The sequence below is a fragment of the Mycobacterium sp. 852002-10029_SCH5224772 genome (assembly GCF_001667315.1).
GTDB lineage: Bacteria > Actinomycetota > Actinomycetes > Mycobacteriales > Mycobacteriaceae > Mycobacterium.
This window is the reverse complement of the sequence record NZ_LZHT01000007.1, coordinates 26,941-44,364: the sequence shown is the minus strand read 5'-3', so window position 1 is coordinate 44,364 and position 17,424 is coordinate 26,941. Positions and strand designations below refer to the sequence as shown.

The 17,424-nt window shown below is 68.0% G+C and carries 18 protein-coding genes; 8 read left to right on the top strand and 10 right to left on the bottom strand.

The features are described from left to right. Positions 1–131 precede the first annotated feature (131 nt). Positions 132–1,013: a hypothetical protein gene (locus A5775_RS01850; RefSeq protein ID WP_067246494.1), complete on the bottom strand. Its 882-nt coding sequence runs from the start codon at positions 1,011–1,013 to the stop codon at positions 132–134. A gap of 123 nt (positions 1,014–1,136) precedes the next feature. Between A5775_RS01850 and A5775_RS01845 the strand changes: the two genes are divergently transcribed. Then, complete coding sequence (locus tag A5775_RS01845; RefSeq protein WP_067246516.1) at positions 1,137–1,550, top strand: DUF3151 domain-containing protein; 414 nt, start codon at positions 1,137–1,139, stop codon at positions 1,548–1,550. Positions 1,551–1,554: 4 nt separating this feature from the next. Here the strand turns inward: A5775_RS01845 and A5775_RS01840 are convergent, their stop codons facing one another. The 3 genes from A5775_RS01840 to A5775_RS01830 are packed head-to-tail and all read right to left on the bottom strand — an operon-like array spanning position 1,555 to position 3,943. After that, entirely contained in the window at positions 1,555–2,451 is an 897-nt protein-coding gene (locus tag A5775_RS01840; RefSeq protein ID WP_067246491.1) for a cation diffusion facilitator family transporter, read from the bottom strand. Between the two features lie 40 nt (positions 2,452–2,491). Further along, on the bottom strand, positions 2,492–3,274 hold the full coding sequence (locus A5775_RS01835) for a site-2 protease family protein (protein WP_067246488.1): 783 nt from the start codon (positions 3,272–3,274) through the stop codon (positions 2,492–2,494). A gap of 9 nt (positions 3,275–3,283) precedes the next feature. Further along, positions 3,284–3,943: a peptidase M50 gene (locus A5775_RS01830; protein ID WP_067246486.1), complete on the bottom strand. Its 660-nt coding sequence runs from the start codon at positions 3,941–3,943 to the stop codon at positions 3,284–3,286. Between the two features lie 285 nt (positions 3,944–4,228). Between A5775_RS01830 and A5775_RS01825 the strand changes: the two genes are divergently transcribed. The 6 genes from A5775_RS01825 to A5775_RS01800 all read left to right on the top strand — a co-directional run bounded on the left by A5775_RS01825 (position 4,229) and on the right by A5775_RS01800 (position 10,384). Beyond that, positions 4,229–5,143, top strand: a complete 915-nt coding sequence (locus tag A5775_RS01825; RefSeq protein ID WP_197512299.1) for a histidine phosphatase family protein — start codon at positions 4,229–4,231, stop codon at positions 5,141–5,143. A 276-nt stretch (positions 5,144–5,419) separates the two neighbouring features. Then, a complete protein-coding gene (locus tag A5775_RS01820) occupies positions 5,420–6,718 on the top strand; it encodes an adenylosuccinate synthase (RefSeq protein WP_067246483.1) in 1,299 nt (432 codons plus the stop codon). Continuing rightward, positions 6,715–7,362, top strand: a complete 648-nt coding sequence (locus A5775_RS01815; RefSeq protein ID WP_067246480.1) for a PaaI family thioesterase — start codon at positions 6,715–6,717, stop codon at positions 7,360–7,362. Before A5775_RS01820 ends, A5775_RS01815 begins: the two co-directional genes overlap by 4 nt. 29 nt (positions 7,363–7,391) lie before the next feature. Beyond that, positions 7,392–8,591 (top strand): formate-dependent phosphoribosylglycinamide formyltransferase, encoded by a 1,200-nt coding sequence (gene purT, locus A5775_RS01810; RefSeq protein WP_067246476.1) that lies wholly within the window; start codon positions 7,392–7,394, stop codon positions 8,589–8,591. A gap of 118 nt (positions 8,592–8,709) precedes the next feature. Beyond that, a complete protein-coding gene (locus A5775_RS01805; RefSeq protein WP_067246473.1) occupies positions 8,710–9,150 on the top strand; it encodes a rhodanese-like domain-containing protein in 441 nt (146 codons plus the stop codon). A 7-nt stretch (positions 9,151–9,157) separates the two neighbouring features. Continuing rightward, positions 9,158–10,384: an O-succinylhomoserine sulfhydrylase gene (locus tag A5775_RS01800; RefSeq protein WP_067246469.1), complete on the top strand. Its 1,227-nt coding sequence runs from the start codon at positions 9,158–9,160 to the stop codon at positions 10,382–10,384. On the opposite strand, the gene A5775_RS01795 is transcribed toward A5775_RS01800, so the two are convergent. From A5775_RS01795 to A5775_RS01770, 6 genes are all read right to left on the bottom strand, one after another. After that, positions 10,381–11,760, bottom strand: coding sequence for an NAD(P)/FAD-dependent oxidoreductase (locus A5775_RS01795; RefSeq protein WP_067246466.1), 1,380 nt, complete (start codon positions 11,758–11,760; stop codon positions 10,381–10,383). The genes A5775_RS01800 and A5775_RS01795 overlap by 4 nt on opposite strands. Before the next feature lie 804 nt (positions 11,761–12,564). Next, positions 12,565–13,191: a hypothetical protein gene (locus A5775_RS01790; RefSeq protein ID WP_067246463.1), complete on the bottom strand. Its 627-nt coding sequence runs from the start codon at positions 13,189–13,191 to the stop codon at positions 12,565–12,567. 5 nt (positions 13,192–13,196) lie between these two features. Then, entirely contained in the window at positions 13,197–13,868 is a 672-nt protein-coding gene (locus A5775_RS01785) for a TetR/AcrR family transcriptional regulator (RefSeq protein ID WP_067246459.1), read from the bottom strand. Positions 13,869–13,877: 9 nt separating this feature from the next. Continuing rightward, positions 13,878–15,023 carry an acyl-CoA dehydrogenase family protein gene (locus tag A5775_RS01780; protein WP_067246456.1) on the bottom strand — a complete coding sequence of 382 codons (1,146 nt, stop codon included), beginning with the start codon at positions 15,021–15,023 and terminating at the stop codon, positions 13,878–13,880. Next, entirely contained in the window at positions 15,023–16,207 is a 1,185-nt protein-coding gene (locus tag A5775_RS01775; RefSeq protein WP_067246453.1) for an acyl-CoA dehydrogenase, read from the bottom strand. Before A5775_RS01775 ends, A5775_RS01780 begins: the two co-directional genes overlap by 1 nt. 27 nt (positions 16,208–16,234) lie before the next feature. After that, positions 16,235–16,981, bottom strand: a complete 747-nt coding sequence (locus A5775_RS01770) for an SDR family NAD(P)-dependent oxidoreductase (protein ID WP_067246450.1) — start codon at positions 16,979–16,981, stop codon at positions 16,235–16,237. A gap of 70 nt (positions 16,982–17,051) precedes the next feature. Between A5775_RS01770 and A5775_RS01765 the strand changes: the two genes are divergently transcribed. Continuing rightward, the gene (locus tag A5775_RS01765) at positions 17,052–17,423 is read left to right on the top strand and encodes a DUF3054 domain-containing protein (protein ID WP_067246447.1); all 372 of its coding nucleotides are present in this window, start codon (positions 17,052–17,054) and stop codon (positions 17,421–17,423) included. The last annotated feature ends 1 nt before the right edge of the window (position 17,424 follow it).

Below are 17,424 nucleotides of genomic sequence, written 5' to 3'. Positions count from 1 at the left end.
CGCTGCGCCCCCCCCCCGCCCCGCGCCCGGAAAGTCCCTCTCGGGCTAACCGTCCGCGTCGCTATCCCCGAACGTGCGGCGGCCGCGCGCGCGCTACCGAACGTGCGGCCGGCCGCCCACTCGGCCACAAGCTAGCCGCTGGGGGACTGGCAGATCTTCCACTGGTCGTCGCGGTACTGCAGGTCCAGGCTGCGGGTGGAGCGCACCTGCGGGTCGTACGCCATGAACGTGGTGACGTTGGCCTCGGCGTGCTGGCCGTTGACGACGACCTGGTCGATGCTGGCGATCACCGGATACTGCTTGGCCGCCGAGACCCGCCGGTACGTTTCGTCCCAGGCGCGTGCGTCGTAATCCGCGTAGCCGTCGCGGGTGGTGCCGCAGGTGATGGTGCGCAGCGTGGTCAGATCACCCCGCTGAATCGCGACGTCGAAGTCGCCGATGGTGTGCCGGACCTGGTCCTCCTGCGAAACGCCGGTGTGTTTGGCCCGGGTGAGCAGCACCGTGCCCAGGATCGCGATCGCCGCCAGCGCCAGCACGATCACGACGATCGCCAGTATCCAACCCCAGTTGAATTGCCGGGAGGTACGCAGCTTCCCGCCCAGACGAGGTGGGATCGATTGCGGCACAGCGGCTTTAGGTGGAACCCCGAACTGTGTGGTGCCGTCCGGCCCCGGCGTCGCGAAGACCTCGGTGGCGGGTTCGGGGGTGGTAGAGATGATCGTGGTTTCTTTGGCGTCGAAGCCCGGGGCGGTGAAGCGACGTTCCCGCTGCGGTGGGTCCGGTACTTCATGGGGACCGCTCTGCGGATCGGGTTTGTTGATCACCACAGTCTCGGTCTCGGCGTCGTTGGGGACCAGGGGGACGCTCTCTGTCGCGTCCTCTCCGGTTTCGAACCTGGTTTCTGGGCCGGATTCGCCCGCCCACTCATCGCTCGGTTCGCCGCGAGACTCGCGTGGGTCGAACCCGGGCCGGTTCGGCGTGCCGCCGCGGTCGGGCTCGGATGGGTTGGGCATGAGTAAAACTGTCCTCCCGCTGTCGAGTGGGGTAGTTGCAGAGCTTAGCGACCCAGACCCCGGCCCGGGGCGATGGCCGAGGTGCGTCCCGCGGGCAAAACGGGCGAGCTGCAGAATAGAGCCATGACGCCGATGAAGGATCTTCTCGGGCCCGACCCGATCCTGCTGCCCGAAGACCCCGATACCGAGGCGGAACTGCTTGCCGGTGAGAAGCCCGGCATCGTCGCCGCCGCGCATCCGACGGCATCGGTGGCCTGGGCGGCACTCGCCGAGCAGGCCCTGGCCGACGACCAGGCCATCACCGCGTACGCGTATGCCCGCACCGGCTATCACCGCGGCCTGGACCAGCTGCGCCGGAACGGCTGGAAGGGCTTCGGCCCGGTCCCGTATTCGCACGAGCCCAATCGCGGCTTCCTGCGTTGCGTGGCGGCGCTGGCGCGCGCCGCCGACACGATCGGCGAAACCGACGAGTACGCCCGGTGTCTGGATCTGCTCGACGATTGCGACCCCGAGGCGCGCAAAGGGCTTGGGCTGTAACGCTTTAAAAGCTTTCCGAACAATCGGTGTCGTCGGGGCAGTCGACCTGGACGGTGGCGTGTTCCAGCCCGCGGGCCGCTAACACCGCCTGCGCGTCACGCAGGATCTGGGTGGGGTCTCCGGTGCTGATCAGGTGCGCGGTGCACATGTCTTTGCCGGGGGACAGCGTCCACACGTGCAGGTCGTGCACGCCGGTCACGCCGTCGACGGCGCCCAGGGCGTGGCGCAGCTCCTCGACGTCGATGTGGGTCGGCGACGATTCGGAAAGGATCCGCAGCGCGTCGCGGGCCAGCGAGATCGCCCGGGGTAGCACCCAGAGGGCGACCAGCACGGCCACCACCACGTCGGCGTAGGGCCAATGCGTCGTCACGGTGACCACACCGGCGATCAGCACGCCCAGGCTGCCCACGGTGTCGGCGACGACCTCCATGTAGGCGCCCTTGACCGCCAGGCTCCCCGAGGAGTGGGACCGCAGCAGCAGCGCGACGGCGAAGTTGGCGGCCAGCCCGGCCAGCGCGACCACGATCATCGGCACGCCGGGGACGGCGGGAGCCTCGCTCAGCCGCTGGACGGCCTCGTAGAGGATGAACGCCGCAACCCCGATCAGCAGCCCCGCATTGGCGACGGCGGTGAACACCTCGGCGCGATGCCAGCCGTACGTGCGAGCCGGCGACGAGCTGCCGCGGCGGGCCAGCGTGACGGCGCCCAGCCCCATGAACACCGCGACGACGTCGGTCAGCATGTGGCCCGCGTCGGCCAGCAGCGCGATCGAGTTGATCAGCAACGAGGTCGCCAGTTCCACCACGAAGAAGGTCGCCAGAATCGCCGCGGCCATGATCATGCGCGGGATCAGCCGAGCAGAGTCCGTCTCGGCGGGGGTGTGGTTGTGGCCGGCGCCCATGCCCGGAAATCTATGCGTAGAAGCGCATATAAGGCAAGGGTCAGAACCAGCGGCTCCAGAAGCGGGTCAGCGCGTTGCCCCAGCTCACCAACACCTCCGGGACACCGGACAGGTCGAACAACGACAACACCACCCCGAAGAACCAGTGGTTGAGCACCGGCGCCAGGAGCAGAAACAGCAGGATGACGAAGCCCCACTGCTTGGCCGGCGCCAACGCGCGCTGCGTCTGGGGGCTCAAATGCGGTTCCAGGGCGTCGTAGCCGTCCAGGCCCGGGATGGGCAGCAGGTTCAGCACCACCGCGGTGAGCTGAAGGAATCCCAGGAACGCCACCCCGGCCCACAGCACCACGTGCGTGGGGTCGAAGAAGAACCGGGTCAGCGCCAGCAGCAGCGCCGCCAACACGAGGTTGGCTAACGGGCCGGCCAGGCTGACCAGGGTGCGACGGGTGGGCGTCATGAACCATGTCCGGAGGTAGACCGCCGCCCCGGGCAGGCCGATCCCGCCCAGCGCGACGATCACCAGCGGCAGCACGAGCGACAGCGCGGGATGGGTGTAGCGGCGCGGGTCGAGGGTCAGGTAGCCGCGCACGGCAGCATCGTGATCGCCGAAGCGCCAGGCGGTCACCGCGTGCCCGAATTCGTGCAGGCACAGCGACACCAGCCAGCCGGCGATCACGAAAATGAACACCCCGACATAGGCCAGTGGCCGCGGGCTGGCCCCGGCCAGCCAGGCCAGCGCGCCGCCCACTCCCGTCAACCCGAGCAGCGCCAAAAAGATCGGGCTGGGCCGTACCGATTCGCGTTGAGGGGTGGGGAAGCTCACCGGACGAAACTATCGGACCAGCAGCCAGCCCTCGATGTTGCGGTAGAACGCCGAGCGGCGGGCGGCGCGCGACGCGGGGACGCCGTCGCGCAGCACGACGACGCCGGTGCTGCCCAGCTGGGCCGCGCGGCCGCTGACCCACCGGCGCCAGCCGCCCCGGACCCCTCCCTTGAGCAAGGCCCGCAGGCCGGGCATGGCCAGCGTCGGCTCGACGATCACGGCGGCGGCGTCGCCGTCGAACAACGTGGCGTCGTCGACGACCGCCTCGCCGTGGATGGCCCGCGCGTCATCGGGCGGCACCCAGGCGGCGCGCCCGACGACCACCGAGCCGGTCTCGTCGCGGATCAGTGTCACCCGTTGCGCGGAACCGCGGCCGGCGCGCCGCGCCGCCCGCCGTCCGGTGGGAAGGCGGTAGATCCGGGTTGCCGGGGTGCGGCGGCGCGGCACGTAGGCCACCTCGACGTCGAGCCGCTCCGCGCGCAGCAGCCGGGTCAGCACGGCGGCCAGGTCGGCGTCGGCGCCCACCACGACCAGGCGCCGGTAGGGGCCTATCGCGGCGTCGATATCGGGGTCGCCGGCGACCCCGTGGGCGCGCATGCCCCGTAACGGGCCGTAGGTGGGCCGTTCGCCGAACAGTAGAACCGCGGCGGCTCGATCTTCCTGTGTCACAAGCTATCCAATCAAGGTGGCCCAATCGTTTTGACTTCCAACGACTCTGGTCCGATCAATGGGCCATAACGACACAGTCACAACATGGTGTCGGACTGCGAAAGTTGTTGCGGCGCCGCCGGGAAACAACCGGATACTTTACTCCTGCCACAGGGCCGACGTTGTGCGGAATCCCGCCAACGAGTGGTTGAGAGAACGGAGAACGACCATTCGCCGCCTCACCGCCATTTTCTCCGCCGTGCGGCCCGCACCGCTCGGGTACGGCGCCGCCTACGTCCTCCTCCGGTGCTGACGACGCACCTCGGCCGCGTTGGCGCGGTGCTGCTTTCGGCTGTCCTGCTGTGTCTCGGATCGGCGAGGGCCTCGGCCGACGAATCGATCGTGATCGACCTGGTGCGCCATGGGCAGTCGGCGGCCAACGCGGCGAGACTGATCGACACGGCGGTGCCCGGGGCGGCGCTCACCGCGCTCGGCCAACAACAGGCGCAGAATGTCGCCAACGCGCTCGTGACGCAGGGCCCGGTCGCCGCGATCTTCGCGTCGCAGTTGGTCAGGACGCAGCAGACCGCGGCGCCGTTGGCCGCCGCGTTGGGGATGAATGTGCAGGTGCTGCCCGGGCTCAACGAGATCGACGCCGGTGTTTTCAACGGCATGCCGCAGTTCAGCCTTGCCGGGCTGGCGTACCTGCTGGCGCCCATCGCATGGCTGCTCGGCCTGCGCATCGTGCCGATGCTGGCTCCCGGCTCCGCCGACCCGAACGGGTACGAGTTCCACAAGCGTTTCAACGGCGCGCTGCAAACGATGGATGGCAACGCGGCGACCAGCGCCGGCCGCTTCAGCGACATGCTCGGAACGATGTACGGCAGCGCGCTGGCCAACCCGGTCCGCGCGTCCGACGGCAGGATCAGAGAGGTCGCGTTCTCCAGCGAATTCGACATCGGTATCGGGACGATGACGTCCGTCAGAAACCCCGAACAGTTGCTCCTGCTGTTCGACCCGCTGCCCAACACCGGCATCGTCGAGATCCAGGGCAATCCCCACGATGGCTGGACGCTGGTCAGCTGGAACGGCAAACCGGCGTGGCCCGGTTGGGCGGCCAAACGGCCCAACCGTGACGCGAACGGCCTGTGCCTGATGTTGGACGCGCCGACGCGCGACGGCGTGTGCGCGGCCAAACCGCCGGTGACGGCAAGCCCCTGACCGCCGACGCGACGAGGCGGGCCCGGGTGTTTGCGCGACACGGGCCGGGATCAAACGGGCCTTGTGGCAAGCCCGTCGTTACCCGACGTTTAGGATCGCCACGTGAGCGCGGCAAGCAAAGACGCGTGGAGCAACGCGCACGGTCCCGACGCGGCTAACCGAGGCGCTGCCACCCGACGGAAGGGCGACACATCGGGCGACGCCGAAAACCGTTGCAGCGGTGCAAGATCTGGCGTTATGCCAGCAGAACCACAGTAAGCAGGCGGGAGCAAACTCATGCCGGCAATCGTCCTCATCGGCGCCCAGTGGGGCGACGAGGGCAAAGGTAAGGCCACTGACCTGCTCGGTGGGCGTGTTCAATGGGTGGTGCGTTACCAGGGCGGCAACAACGCCGGACACACCGTCGTCCTGCCGACCGGCGAGAACTTCGCCCTGCACCTGATCCCGTCGGGAGTGCTCACGCCCGGTGTCACCAACGTCATCGGCAACGGCGTGGTGATCGATCCCGGGGTGCTGCTCGACGAGCTCAAAGGCCTCGAAGACCGCGGTGTCGACACCTCCGGGCTACTGATCTCCGCCGACGCGCACCTGCTGTTGCCCTACCACGTGGCTATCGACAAGGTCACCGAGCGCTACATGGGCAACAAGAAGATCGGCACTACCGGCCGCGGCATCGGGCCCTGCTATCAGGACAAGATCGCCCGGATCGGAATCCGCGTCGCCGACGTGCTCGACCGGGAGGTGTTGACGCACAAGGTCGAGGCCGCGCTGGAACTGAAGAACCAGATCTTGGTCAAGATCTACAACCGCAAGGCGCTCGACCCGCACCAGGTCGTCGAGGCCCTGCTGGAGCAGGCCCAGGGTTTCCGGCACCGCATCGCCGATACCCGGCTGCTGCTCAACACCGCGCTCGAGTCCGGCGAAACCGTGTTGCTGGAGGGCTCGCAGGGCACGCTGCTCGACGTCGACCACGGCACGTATCCCTATGTGACGTCGTCGAATCCGACGGCGGGCGGGGCTGCCGTGGGTTCGGGGATCGGGCCCACCCGGATCACCACGGTGCTGGGAATCCTCAAGGCCTACACCACCCGCGTGGGCTCCGGCCCGTTCCCCACCGAGCTGTTCGACGGGAACGGCGAATACCTGTCCAAGACCGGGGGCGAATTCGGCGTCACCACCGGGCGGCGCCGGCGGTGCGGCTGGTTCGACGCCGTCATCGCCCGCTACGCCACCCGGGTCAACGGCATCACCGACTACTTTTTGACCAAGCTCGATGTGCTGTCCAGCCTGGAAACGGTGCCCGTGTGCGTCGGCTACCAGATCGACGGGGCGCGCATCCACGAGATGCCGATGACCCAAAGCGACCTCGGCCGCGCGGAGCCGATCTACGAGGAGCTGCCCGGCTGGTGGGAGGACATCTCGCACGCCCGGGAGTTCGACGACCTGCCGGCCAAGGCACGCGACTATGTGCTTCGGCTCGAAGAGCTTGCGGGAGCTCATGTTTCGTGCATCGGAGTGGGACCCGGCCGCGAACAGACCATCGTGCGCCGCGACGTCCTGGCGGCCCGTCCGTGACGGATTCTGAACCGAACCCGATAGACCTCGATCCTGAATACGAACACCACGGCGGCTTCCCGGAGTACGGCCCGGCCAGTCCGGGTCCCGGCTTCGCCCGCTTCGTCGCCTCCATGCGCCGGCTGCAGGACCTCGCCGTGTCGGCCGACCCGGGCGAGGATGTCTGGGAGGACGCCGCCGATCGGGTCGCGGCGCTGACCGAGCTGCTGGGGCCGTTTGAGGCCGAGGTCGAGGGACAGGCGCCCGCGGGGCGCACACCTGACCTGCCCGGCATGGGCAGCCTGTTGCTACCGCCGTGGGTTCTGACGCGGTACGGGCCCGACGGTGTCGAGATGACAGGTCACTTCAGCCGGTTTCACGTCGGCGGAAACCACGCGGTGCACGGCGGCGTGCTGCCGCTGCTGTTTGACCACATGTTCGGCATGATCTCGCACGCCGCCAACCGGCCCATCAGCCGCACGGCCTTCCTGCACGTCGACTATCGCAAGGTCACCCCGATCGACGTCCCTTTGCTGGTGCGCGGCCGGGTCACCGGCACCGAGGGCCGCAAGGCGTTCGTCGCCGCCGAATTGGTCGACGGTGACCAGTCCGTGCTGGCCGAGGGCAACGGTCTGATGGTGCGGCTGCTTCCGGGTCAGCCCTAGCCCTCTGAGAACCGACCTATCCTTGAGCCGTGACTGACGGCGAGACCGACGGACGGGACGACGAGACGACGGCGCTCGTCGTACCCCAGCAAGCTCCCGCCGACGGCCACCCGACAGTGCTGCTGCTGGGCTCCGACGAGATCAGCCGGGAGCTGGCGATCGCGCTGGGCCGCCTCGGCGCCCGCGTGATGGCCGCCGACCAGCGCCCCCACGCGCCCGCGCACGGCGTGGCCGACCAGGCGCTGGTGATCGACACGACCGACGCCGACGAGCTGGCGAAGGCGATCCAGCGGCTGCAACCCGACCTCGTCGTCACCGCGACCGACGCGGTCGCCACCCGGGCCCTCGAGGCGCTCGACGGCACCGAGCTGGTGCCCAGCGCCCGCGCCGTGCGGCTCGCCGCCGACCGCGAAGGGCTGCGCCGGATGGCCGCCGACGAGCTGGGCCTGCCCACCGCGCCGTTCTGGTTCGCCGGCTCGCTGGGCGAGCTCGAGGCGGTCGGCGCGCATGCCGGGTATCCGTTGCTGGTCAAGCCGGCGGCCGGGCCGACCGGGCAGCGGCAGTCGGTGGTGGCGCGCCGTGAGGACCTCGAGTCCGCCTGGCATCGCGCGGTGGGCGAGCGGCCCGGGGCCCGGGTGCTGGCCGAAACCGTGGTTGAGGTCGAGTTCTGCGTGACCCTGCTGGCGGTGCGCAGCGAAGGCCCGTCGGGTCCGGCGATCGAGTTCTGCTCACCCATCGGGCATCGCGGATCCAACGGACAGGTGCTGGAATCCTGGCAACCCCAGAAGATGAGCGCGGCCGCGATGGACGCCGCGAGGTCGATCGCGGCGCGGATCGTCAAGGCGCTGGGCGGGCGCGGCGTCTTCGGGGTCGAATTGATGATCAACGGCGACGAGGTGTATTTCGCCGACATCACGTCGCGGCCGTCCGACAGCGCCTGGGTGACCCTGCGCAGCCAGCGACTTTCGGCGTTCGAGCTGCAGGCCCGCACCATCCTGGGCCTGCCGGTGGACACCATGATGGTGTCGCCGGCCGCCGCCCGCGTGACGGGCGCCGCCGATTCCCACGACCCCGCCGCGTTGATCGGCGCGCTGAGCGTGCCGGAAAGCGACCTGCGCGTTTCCGCGCGCGGGTTCCGGGCGTTGGCGACCGCACCGGATGTGACCGCCGCACGCGAGCGCGCCGGTCAGGCCGCCGAAAGACTGGCTGCCCCGCACTCACGCGGCTGAGCCCCGAGATGCGCGCGGCGACGGCCTCGATACGATCGCAGGTCAGGTATCGCCGCGGGCGGGGGGCAATCTCGCCGGGGTGGCTGACGATGCGTACGAAGGACGAGGGAATACGAGCATGAGCACAGAGCGCGGACACTCCTATGCGGGCGACATCTCGCCGCTGGAGGCATGGAAACTGCTCAGCGACAATCCGGACGCCGTGCTGGTCGACGTGCGTACCGACGCCGAATGGCGATTCGTCGGGGTGCCTGACCTGTCCAGCCTCGGCCGCGAGGTGGTGTTCCTCGAATGGAACTCGTCCGACGGGCGGCCCAACGCGAATTTCGCCGATCAGCTGCGCGAGCAGGTGGCGCCGGCCCAAACCGATGCGGACCGCCCGGTGCTGTTCCTGTGTCGCTCCGGAAACCGCTCCATCGGCGCCGCAGAGGTGGCAACCGAGCTGGGCATCACCCCGGCGTACAACATCATGGACGGCTTCGAAGGCCAGCTTGACGCCAACGGTCACCGCGGCGAGTCGGGGTGGCGGGCGATCGGATTGCCTTGGAAGCAAGGTTGATCCAGGCATGACCCCCGCCGACCACTACTCGGTCCGCACGCCCGCGCCGCTGCCCGACGGTGTCAGCCAAGCGACCATCGGCGTGCGCGGGGGGCTGCTGCGGTCGGGGTTCGACGAGACCGCCGAGGCGCTGTACCTGACTTCGGGCTATGTCTACGAGTCCGCGTCGGTTGCCGAGAAGTCGTTCACCGGCGACGTCGACCACTTCGTCTACTCGCGGTACGGCAACCCGACCGTGACGATGTTCGAGGAACGGTTGCGCCTGCTCGAGGGCGCGCCGGCGGCGTTCGCCACCGCCAGCGGCATGGCGGCGGTGTTCACCTCGCTGGGCGCGCTGCTGGGCGCGGGGGACCGGTTGGTCGCGTCGCGCAGCCTGTTCGGGTCGTGTTTCGTGGTGTGCAACGAGATCCTGCCGCGCTGGGGGGTCGAAACCGTCTTCGTCGACGGCGAAGACCTGGCTCAGTGGGAGGAGGCGTTGTCGGTGCCCACCACCGCAGTGTTCTTCGAGACGCCGTCGAATCCGATGCAGTCGCTGGTGGACATCGCCGCGGTGACCGAGCTCGCTCACGGTGCGGGCGCAAAAGTGGTGTTGGACAACGTTTTCGCCACACCGCTGCTGCAGCAGGGCGTTCCGCTCGGTGTCGACGTGGTGGTGTACTCGGGTACCAAGCACATCGACGGCCAGGGCCGGGTACTGGGTGGGGCCATTCTGGGCGACAAGGAGTACATCGACGGCCCGGTGCAGAAGCTGATGCGGCACACCGGCCCGGCGATGAGCGCGTTCAACGCCTGGGTGTTACTGAAAGGCCTTGAGACGATGGCCATCCGGGTCGATCACAGCAATTCCTCCGCCTACCGGATCGCCGAATTCCTCGAAACCCATCCGGCGGTGAGTTGGGTCCGCTACCCCTATCTGTCCTCACACCCGCAATACGACCTGGCCAAGCGCCAGATGTCGGGCGGCGGGACGGTGATCACCTTCGCGCTCGCAGTGCCGGAAAGCTCAGCGAAGCAGCGGGCCTTCGATGTGCTGGACAAGTTGACGCTGATCGACATCTCCAACAACCTCGGCGACGCCAAATCCCTTGTCACACATCCCGCCACCACCACTCACCGGGCGATGGGCCCGGAGGGCCGCGCGGCGATCGGGCTCGGCGACGGCGTGGTTCGCATCTCCGTCGGGCTGGAAGGCACCGAAGACCTGATCGCCGACATCGATCGGGCGCTGAGCTAACCCGCCTGTTTCTCGGCCGCGTCGATGCGTTCGGCCGCCGCCAGGCTTCCCTCTTGCGCTTGCTGCTCCACCCAGTCCACGACCGGCCGGGCGTACATCATCTGGCTGGTGATGGCCATCTGGCCGCGGGTGCGGCCCAGGAAGGAGATCCCCCAGGCGAACATGGCGGCGATGCGGTTGCGGTGGCCGATCAGGTAGTACAGGTGCAGCAGCAGCCACGCCAGCCAGGCGATGAAGCCGCCGAACTCCAGCTTGCCGACCTTTGCGACGGCGCTGTACCGCGAGATCAGCGCCATGCTGCCCTTGTCGAAGTACTTGAACGGCTTGCGGTTGGCGGGATCGTCGTGGCCCTTCACCGCCTGCTTGATGAGCTTGGTGACGTAGTGCGCCCCCTGGATCGCGCCCTGCGCCATCCCGGGAACGTCGGGCACCGACATCAGGTCGCCGACGACGAAGACGTAGGGATGTCCCTTGACGGTGAGGTCGGATTCGACGATCACCCTTCCGGCGCGGTCGGTCTCGGTGCCGTCGGACTGCTCGGCCAGCATCGCGCCCAGGGAGCTGGCCTGCACCCCCGCCGCCCACACCTTGCACGCGCATTCGATGCGGCGCTGGGCGCCGTCCTTCTCCTTGACCGTGATGCCCATGTAGTCGACCGCGGTCACCATCGCGTTGAGCTGGACCTCGACGTCCATCTTCTCCAGCCGGCGTTGCGCCTTGAGGCCGAGCTTGGGGCCCATCGGGGGTAGCACCGCGGGTGCCGCGTCAAGCAGGATGACGCGACATTCGCTGGGGGTGATCGTCCGGAATGCCCCGGCCAGGGTCCGCTCGGCGAGCTGGACGATCTCGCCGGCCAGCTCGACCCCGGTCGGCCCGGCGCCAACGACCACGAAGGTCAGGCGGCGTTGCCGCTCGGCCGGGTCGGTGGCGACCTCGGCGGCCTCAAAGGCGCCGAGGATGCGGGCCCGCAGCTCGAGGGCGTCGTCGACGCTTTTCATGCCGGGCGCGAAGGCGGCGTACTCATCGTGGCCGAAGTAGGACTGCTGCGCGCCGGCGGCCACGATCAGGCTGTCGTAGGGCGTCACCGTTTCCATGCCCATCAGGTGGGACGTGACCGTCTTGGCGGTGAGGTCGATGGCGGACACTTCTCCCCACAGCACCCGGACGTTCTTCTGCCGGCGCAGAACGAGTCTGGTGGTCGGCGCGATGTCGCCCTCCGACAGGATGCCGGTGGCCACTTGGTACAGCAACGGCTGGAACAGATGGGTCGTCGTCTTCGAGATCAGGGTGACGTCGACGTCGGTCCTTCTGAGTGCCCTGGCCGCGTTCAGTCCGCCGAATCCGCTTCCGATGATGACCACACGATGGCGCGACATGTCTCCACCGTACGACGCTGCACCCACCAAACGCGAGGCCGACGAGCAGACTGATGCACGCGGGGGAGGGGGCACCAGGCAGCGGGAGCCTCAGGATCCGAAACTGCTTGTGACCAAGCCGTTCTCGGCGCCGCGGTACCCACCAGCCCGAAATGACGTGTGTGGTAAAGGATCCCGACCGGAACCAAGGCAGGGTCTGGACCCCGCCACGGCTCCGGCCGGTCACCTTGTGCTCTTCGCTACGCGAAGCGTGATGTGAATGAAAAGCCCCGAATTGAGCTCGAGGCTCCTTTGATTACTGCTATCCGGTGCAGGTCAAACCGGGTCCACAGTCGATAACGAGCGGAATCGTGCACGCCGAGGTCATTGGAGCTGCAAAAGCGAGCACCACGGCGACGACGATTTTGCTAGTACGACGTGACATTAGAACCCCCTACGTCTGGGAGACGATATTCTAAGGCCCGATGTCGGCGAGTCTACGGCGTCAATGACTCGCAGATAAGCGATTTCGCGAATATTACTGACCGATTCGTCAAACGGATGATCGGCCGACCCGGCAGTGGCACTGCCGCCTAAACCGCCGGTGGAATTCAGCAAAATCCGATGACGGGATGAATTTGAATTATCCTGCGCGGGCGCCGTGCCGCGGCTATATTGGAACGCTATTTACCCGCTGCTCACCGGCGCCGCTGCGTAAATTGGATATGAATTCAAATAGCTCTCGAACTCGGCTCTCCGGTCGCGCGGCGAAACGATCGAGATCGCAATTGGATTCAACGACGGGCGAGAGGCATCGTGGCCCGGTTAGAACGGCCACCCGCTGGCGTCGCTCTTGTACGTGGCGTTGAGATCGCTGCAGAAGTCGGCGGCGGTACCGGCGAGCAAGATGTAATACGTCTCGCCGCGGCGGCTTTCGTACGACGTCGGCGAGGTCCAGCCGTTGTTGCACATCGCGGTCTCGCCGCCGGCCGCCGTCCTTCGCCAATGGGTTTTGACGCAGCCGACCAGGTTGTCGAGGTTCGGCGTCGCGCTCTTGGCCGCGACCAGCATCGCTCCTCCCCACTGTCCGTCGGTGCGCCGATAGGCGCGCGCACCGAATTCCGCGTTGTCGGTCTGGCATGCCAACGCGCGGCGTAGCAGCGAGAAGGGCGCCGCGAGTTGCTGGTTGGCGGCCCCCGCGGCGGACGTGATGAATTGCGCCGCGTCCGAGCCGTCGACCTCCTGCACCACGTTAGGGTTGCCAAAGCTAAAGAGCTGCTGGGTGATTCCCTGGGCAGCCACCGATCCCCCGCCGATGATCGGCCCACTGCCGCTGGACACCATCGGGGGCAGCCCCGCGGCCACGTCGGCGCCCGCCGGCGCCAGACCGGCGACGGCTCCCAGGGCCAGCAGCGCGATCATGCCGCGGGCCCGGCGTGCGGTGCTTCCCATGCCCCTCATTTCAGCACGTGTGCGTAGTCGACGCGACGATCGTCGGCGATCAATCCGCCCAGCACGTGGCGGATCTGCAACGCGATGTATTCGTCGACGGTGTAGATCGGCCCGAAGTGCCAATGCTTCAGCGCCCAGCCGTGGGCGAGCAGCATGATGTCGAATACGGTGAGGTCGACGTCGACCCCCCGGAAGACACCCTGGGCGACGCCGGCTTCGATCACGGCGCGCAGCGGTGCGGCGGTGGCGATTTCGAGGTCCTTGATCTGGGTGCGGCCGGGCGCGCCGAGCGTCCGGCTCTCCCGGTAGGTCAGCACCACGCCGTCGAGGTTCTCGTCGACGATCTGGATATAACGACGGACCCCCGCGATCAACTGGTCCACGACGTCATCGCCGGCGGCGTCGATGACCGGCGCCAGCTGGTCGCGGAACACATCGAGGATCCGCACGATCGTGGCGAGCAGCAGGTCCTCCTTGCCGCCGAAGTATTTGTAGAGCAAGCCGACACTGACCTCGGCCTCGGCGGCCAAGTCCTGCATCGACATCTGGTGAAACCCCGTCCTGCCCATGACTTTGACCGCGGCGTCGAGCACCTGGCGGCGTCGCGAGCTGACGCGGGCCGCGCGCACCGCCTCCTCGGCGGGAAGATCGCTGTAGTCGGCAACGTCGGTGGCCATCGGCTGCCTCTACAGACCCAAGTCCTTGGCGATGATCGTCTTCATGATCTCGTTGGTGCCGCCGTAGATGGTTTGGATGCGGGCGTCGACGAACGCGCGTGCCACGGCGTACTCGCGCATGTAGCCGTAGCCGCCGTGCAACTGCAGGCAGCGGTCGGCGGTGCGCACCTGCAGATCGGTGGTCCACCATTTCAGCCGGGCGGCCCGGGCGGCCGTCAGGTCACCCTGGAGGTGTTCGGCAAGGCAGTCGTCGAGATACGTTCGGGCGATGTCGATTTCGGTCGCCAGTTCGGCGAGCACGAATTGGCTGTGCTGGAAGCTGGCGATCGGTGCTCCGAAGGCCTTGCGATCGCGGACGTAGTCAATGGTGGTGGCCAGGATCGCTTCCGCGGCGGCCACCGCCCCCACGCCCAGCGCGAGCCGCTCCTGCGGCAGGTTTTTCATCAACTGATAGAAGCCCCTGCCCTCGGATTCGAGCAGATTGTCTTTCGGCACCCGCATATCGGTGAAGGTGAGCTCGCTGGTGTCCTGGGCGTGCAGGCCGATCTTCTCCAGGTTGCGGCCGCGGGAAAAGCCCGGGGTGTGGGCGTCGACCACCAGAAGTGACAGCCCCTGATGACGATCGGGCGAGGTGCGCGCGGCGATGACGAACAAATCCCCGACCTGACCGTTGGAGATGAACGTCTTGGCGCCGTTGACGACGTAGTCGTCGCCGTCACGCACGGCGGTCGTGCGGATCCCGGCCAGATCGCTGCCGGTGCCGGGTTCGGTCATCCCGATGCCGAGCACCGTCTCGCCGGTGACCACGCCGGGCAGCCAGCGCTGTTGTTGTTCGGGAGTCGTCAAATCGGTGAGATAGGGCAGTACGACGTCGTTTTGCAGCGTGAAGGCGATGGCCTCGGCGGCCGCCCCGGCCCGCTGCAACTCGTCGATCACGATCGCGTTGTAGCGGAAGTCGTCCACGCCCGGACCGCCGAGGCGCTCGGGCACCGAAAAGCCCAGCAGCCCGAGCTTGCCCGCCTCGATGAACAGCGAGCGGTCCCACTGGCCGTCGCGTTCCCAGTCCTCGTGGTTCGGTACGACCGTCTGCCGCACGAAATCCCGTACCAGTTCCCGGAACTGGTGATGCTCTGGCGTGTAGGTCAGGTCGCTCATCAGCGGAAGGCGTCGCAGCCGGTGAACGCCTGGCCGAGAACGAGCTGATGCATCTCCGGTGTGCCCTCATAGGTCAGCACCGATTCCAGGTTGACCATGTGCCGGATCACCGGGTATTCCAGCGATATTCCGTTGCCGCCCAGGATCGTTCGGGCGGTCCGGCAGATCTCGATCGCCTCGCGGGTGTTGTTGAGCTTGCCGAAGCTGACCTGCTCGGGGCGCAGCCCGACGCTGTCCTTGAGGCGGCCCAGGTGCAGCGATAGCAGCTGGCCCTTGTGCAGCTCGACCGCCATGTCGACGAGTTTGGCTTGAGTCAACTGGAATCCGGCGATCGGGCGGCCGAACTGGGTGCGTTGTGTGGCGTAGTCGAGGGCCGCCTGCCAGGCCGAGCGCGCCGCACCCATGGCACCCCAGATGATGCCGTAGCGGGCCTCGGACAGACAGGACAGCGGCCCGCGCAGCCCCTTGGCCTCGGGCAGCATCGCGTCGGCGGGCAGCCGCACGTCGTCGAGCACCAGCTCGCTGGTGATCGAGGCCCGCAGCGACAGCTTGTGGTGAATGGTGTTGGCGGCGAAGCCAGGCGTCTTGGTCGGCACTATGAAGCCGCGAATCCCGTCGTCGGTGTTGGCCCACACGACCGCGACGTCGGCGACCGAGCCGTTGGTGATCCACAACTTGCGGCCGTCCAACACCCAATCCGAACCATCCCGTCGCGCACGGGTTTTCATGGCGGCTGGGTCGGATCCGACGTCGGGCTCGGTCAACCCGAAGCAGCCGAGCAGTTCGCCGGTGGCCATGCCCGGCAGCCATTCCCGCTTTTGCTCCTCCGATCCGAAATTCCAGATCGCGAACATCGCCAGCGAGCCCTGCACCGAGACCATCGACCGTAGGCCGGAGTCGGCGGCCTCGAGCTCGACGCAGGCCAGCCCGTAGTGCACGGCGGAGGCTCCGCCGCAGCCGTACCCGTCCAGGTGCATGCCCAGCAGTCCGAGCTGGCCGAAACCCTTGGCGAGCTGGCGGACCGGAAGATCGCCGATCTCGAACCATTCCGCGACGTGGGGAAGGACGTGTTCGGCGCAGAATTCCCGGACGGTGTCGCGCACCGCGCGCTCGTCGTCGGACAAGGAGGCGTCCAACCCCAGGGGGTCGTAGCGGTCGAAGGCGGGTGGTGTCTTGGTGCTCATAGACGTCAGCCTGCCACTAGCCGGCCGCTAGCCGGCCATCGTCAGCCCGCCGCTGACGCTGATCACCTGTCCGGTGATGAACGACGCGGCATCCGACGCGAAGAACAGCACCGGTGCGGCGACCTCGTCGGGCCGGGCCAGCCGGCGAAACGGGATCGCCTTGACCAGGGCTTCCTTCAGTTTCTCGGGCTGCGCGTGAAACAGCGGCGTGTCGGTCGGTCCCGGGCACACGCAGTTCACCGTGATCTGGTGCCGCGCCATCTCGCGGGCCAGCGACTTGGTCAGGGCGATCACCCCGCCCTTGGCGCCGGCGTAGATGCTCTCGCCCGCGCTGCCGACTCGCCCGGCGTCACTGGCCAGGTTGACCACGCGCCCGCCGCCGTGCGTTTCGATCATCCCCGGCAGGAACGCCGAGCAGACGTGCACCGGCCCCAGGTAGTTGATGGCAACCACCTTCTGTGCGAATTCCGCTGTGGCGTTGAGGAATTGGTCAGTGCGGTCCCATCCGGCGGCGTTGACGACGACGTTGGGCACCCCGAGATCGGTGTGGATTCGATCCCGCAGCGCGCCGACTTGCGCCGGGTCGGCCACGTCCACCGGCAGCGCGGTGATCAGGTCCGGGTGTGCGTCGGCGGTGGCCGAGGCCGCCGCCTCGTCGAGGTCCGCGGCGACGACGCGGTCGCCGCGGGCGGCGAGGCCGAGCGCGATCGCCTTGCCGATGCCGGAGCCGGCGCCGGTCACCACCGCGAGGCCACTTGGTGAATGGGTATTCATCGCTGACGAATCTAGATTCACCGTGGCCGCCGGGTCAAGGATCGACGGCCCTGCCCGGTAGTCTCGCTGCATGCTGAGGCTCCGGTGGCTGGGCTGGCTCGCTGTGGACGTCGTCGGTGTGCTGGTTTTCTGCGCCGCGGGGCGCCGCAGCCACGACGAGGGTCTCAACGTCACCGGCATCGCCGCGACGGCATGGCCGTTTCTCACCGGCACCGCCCTCGGGTGGCTGGCCGCACGCGGCTGGCGACGGCCCACCGCCGTGGCCCCCACCGGGGTCGTCGTCTGGTTGTCCACCGTGGTCATCGGCATGGTGCTGCGCAAGGCGACCTCTGCGGGCGTGGCCGCCAGTTTCGTCATGGTGGCGACGACGGTCACCGCGTTGTTGTTGCTGGGCTGGCGAGTGGCCGCGGGGCTGACCCTGCGGCGCCGCTCCGACGTCTGAG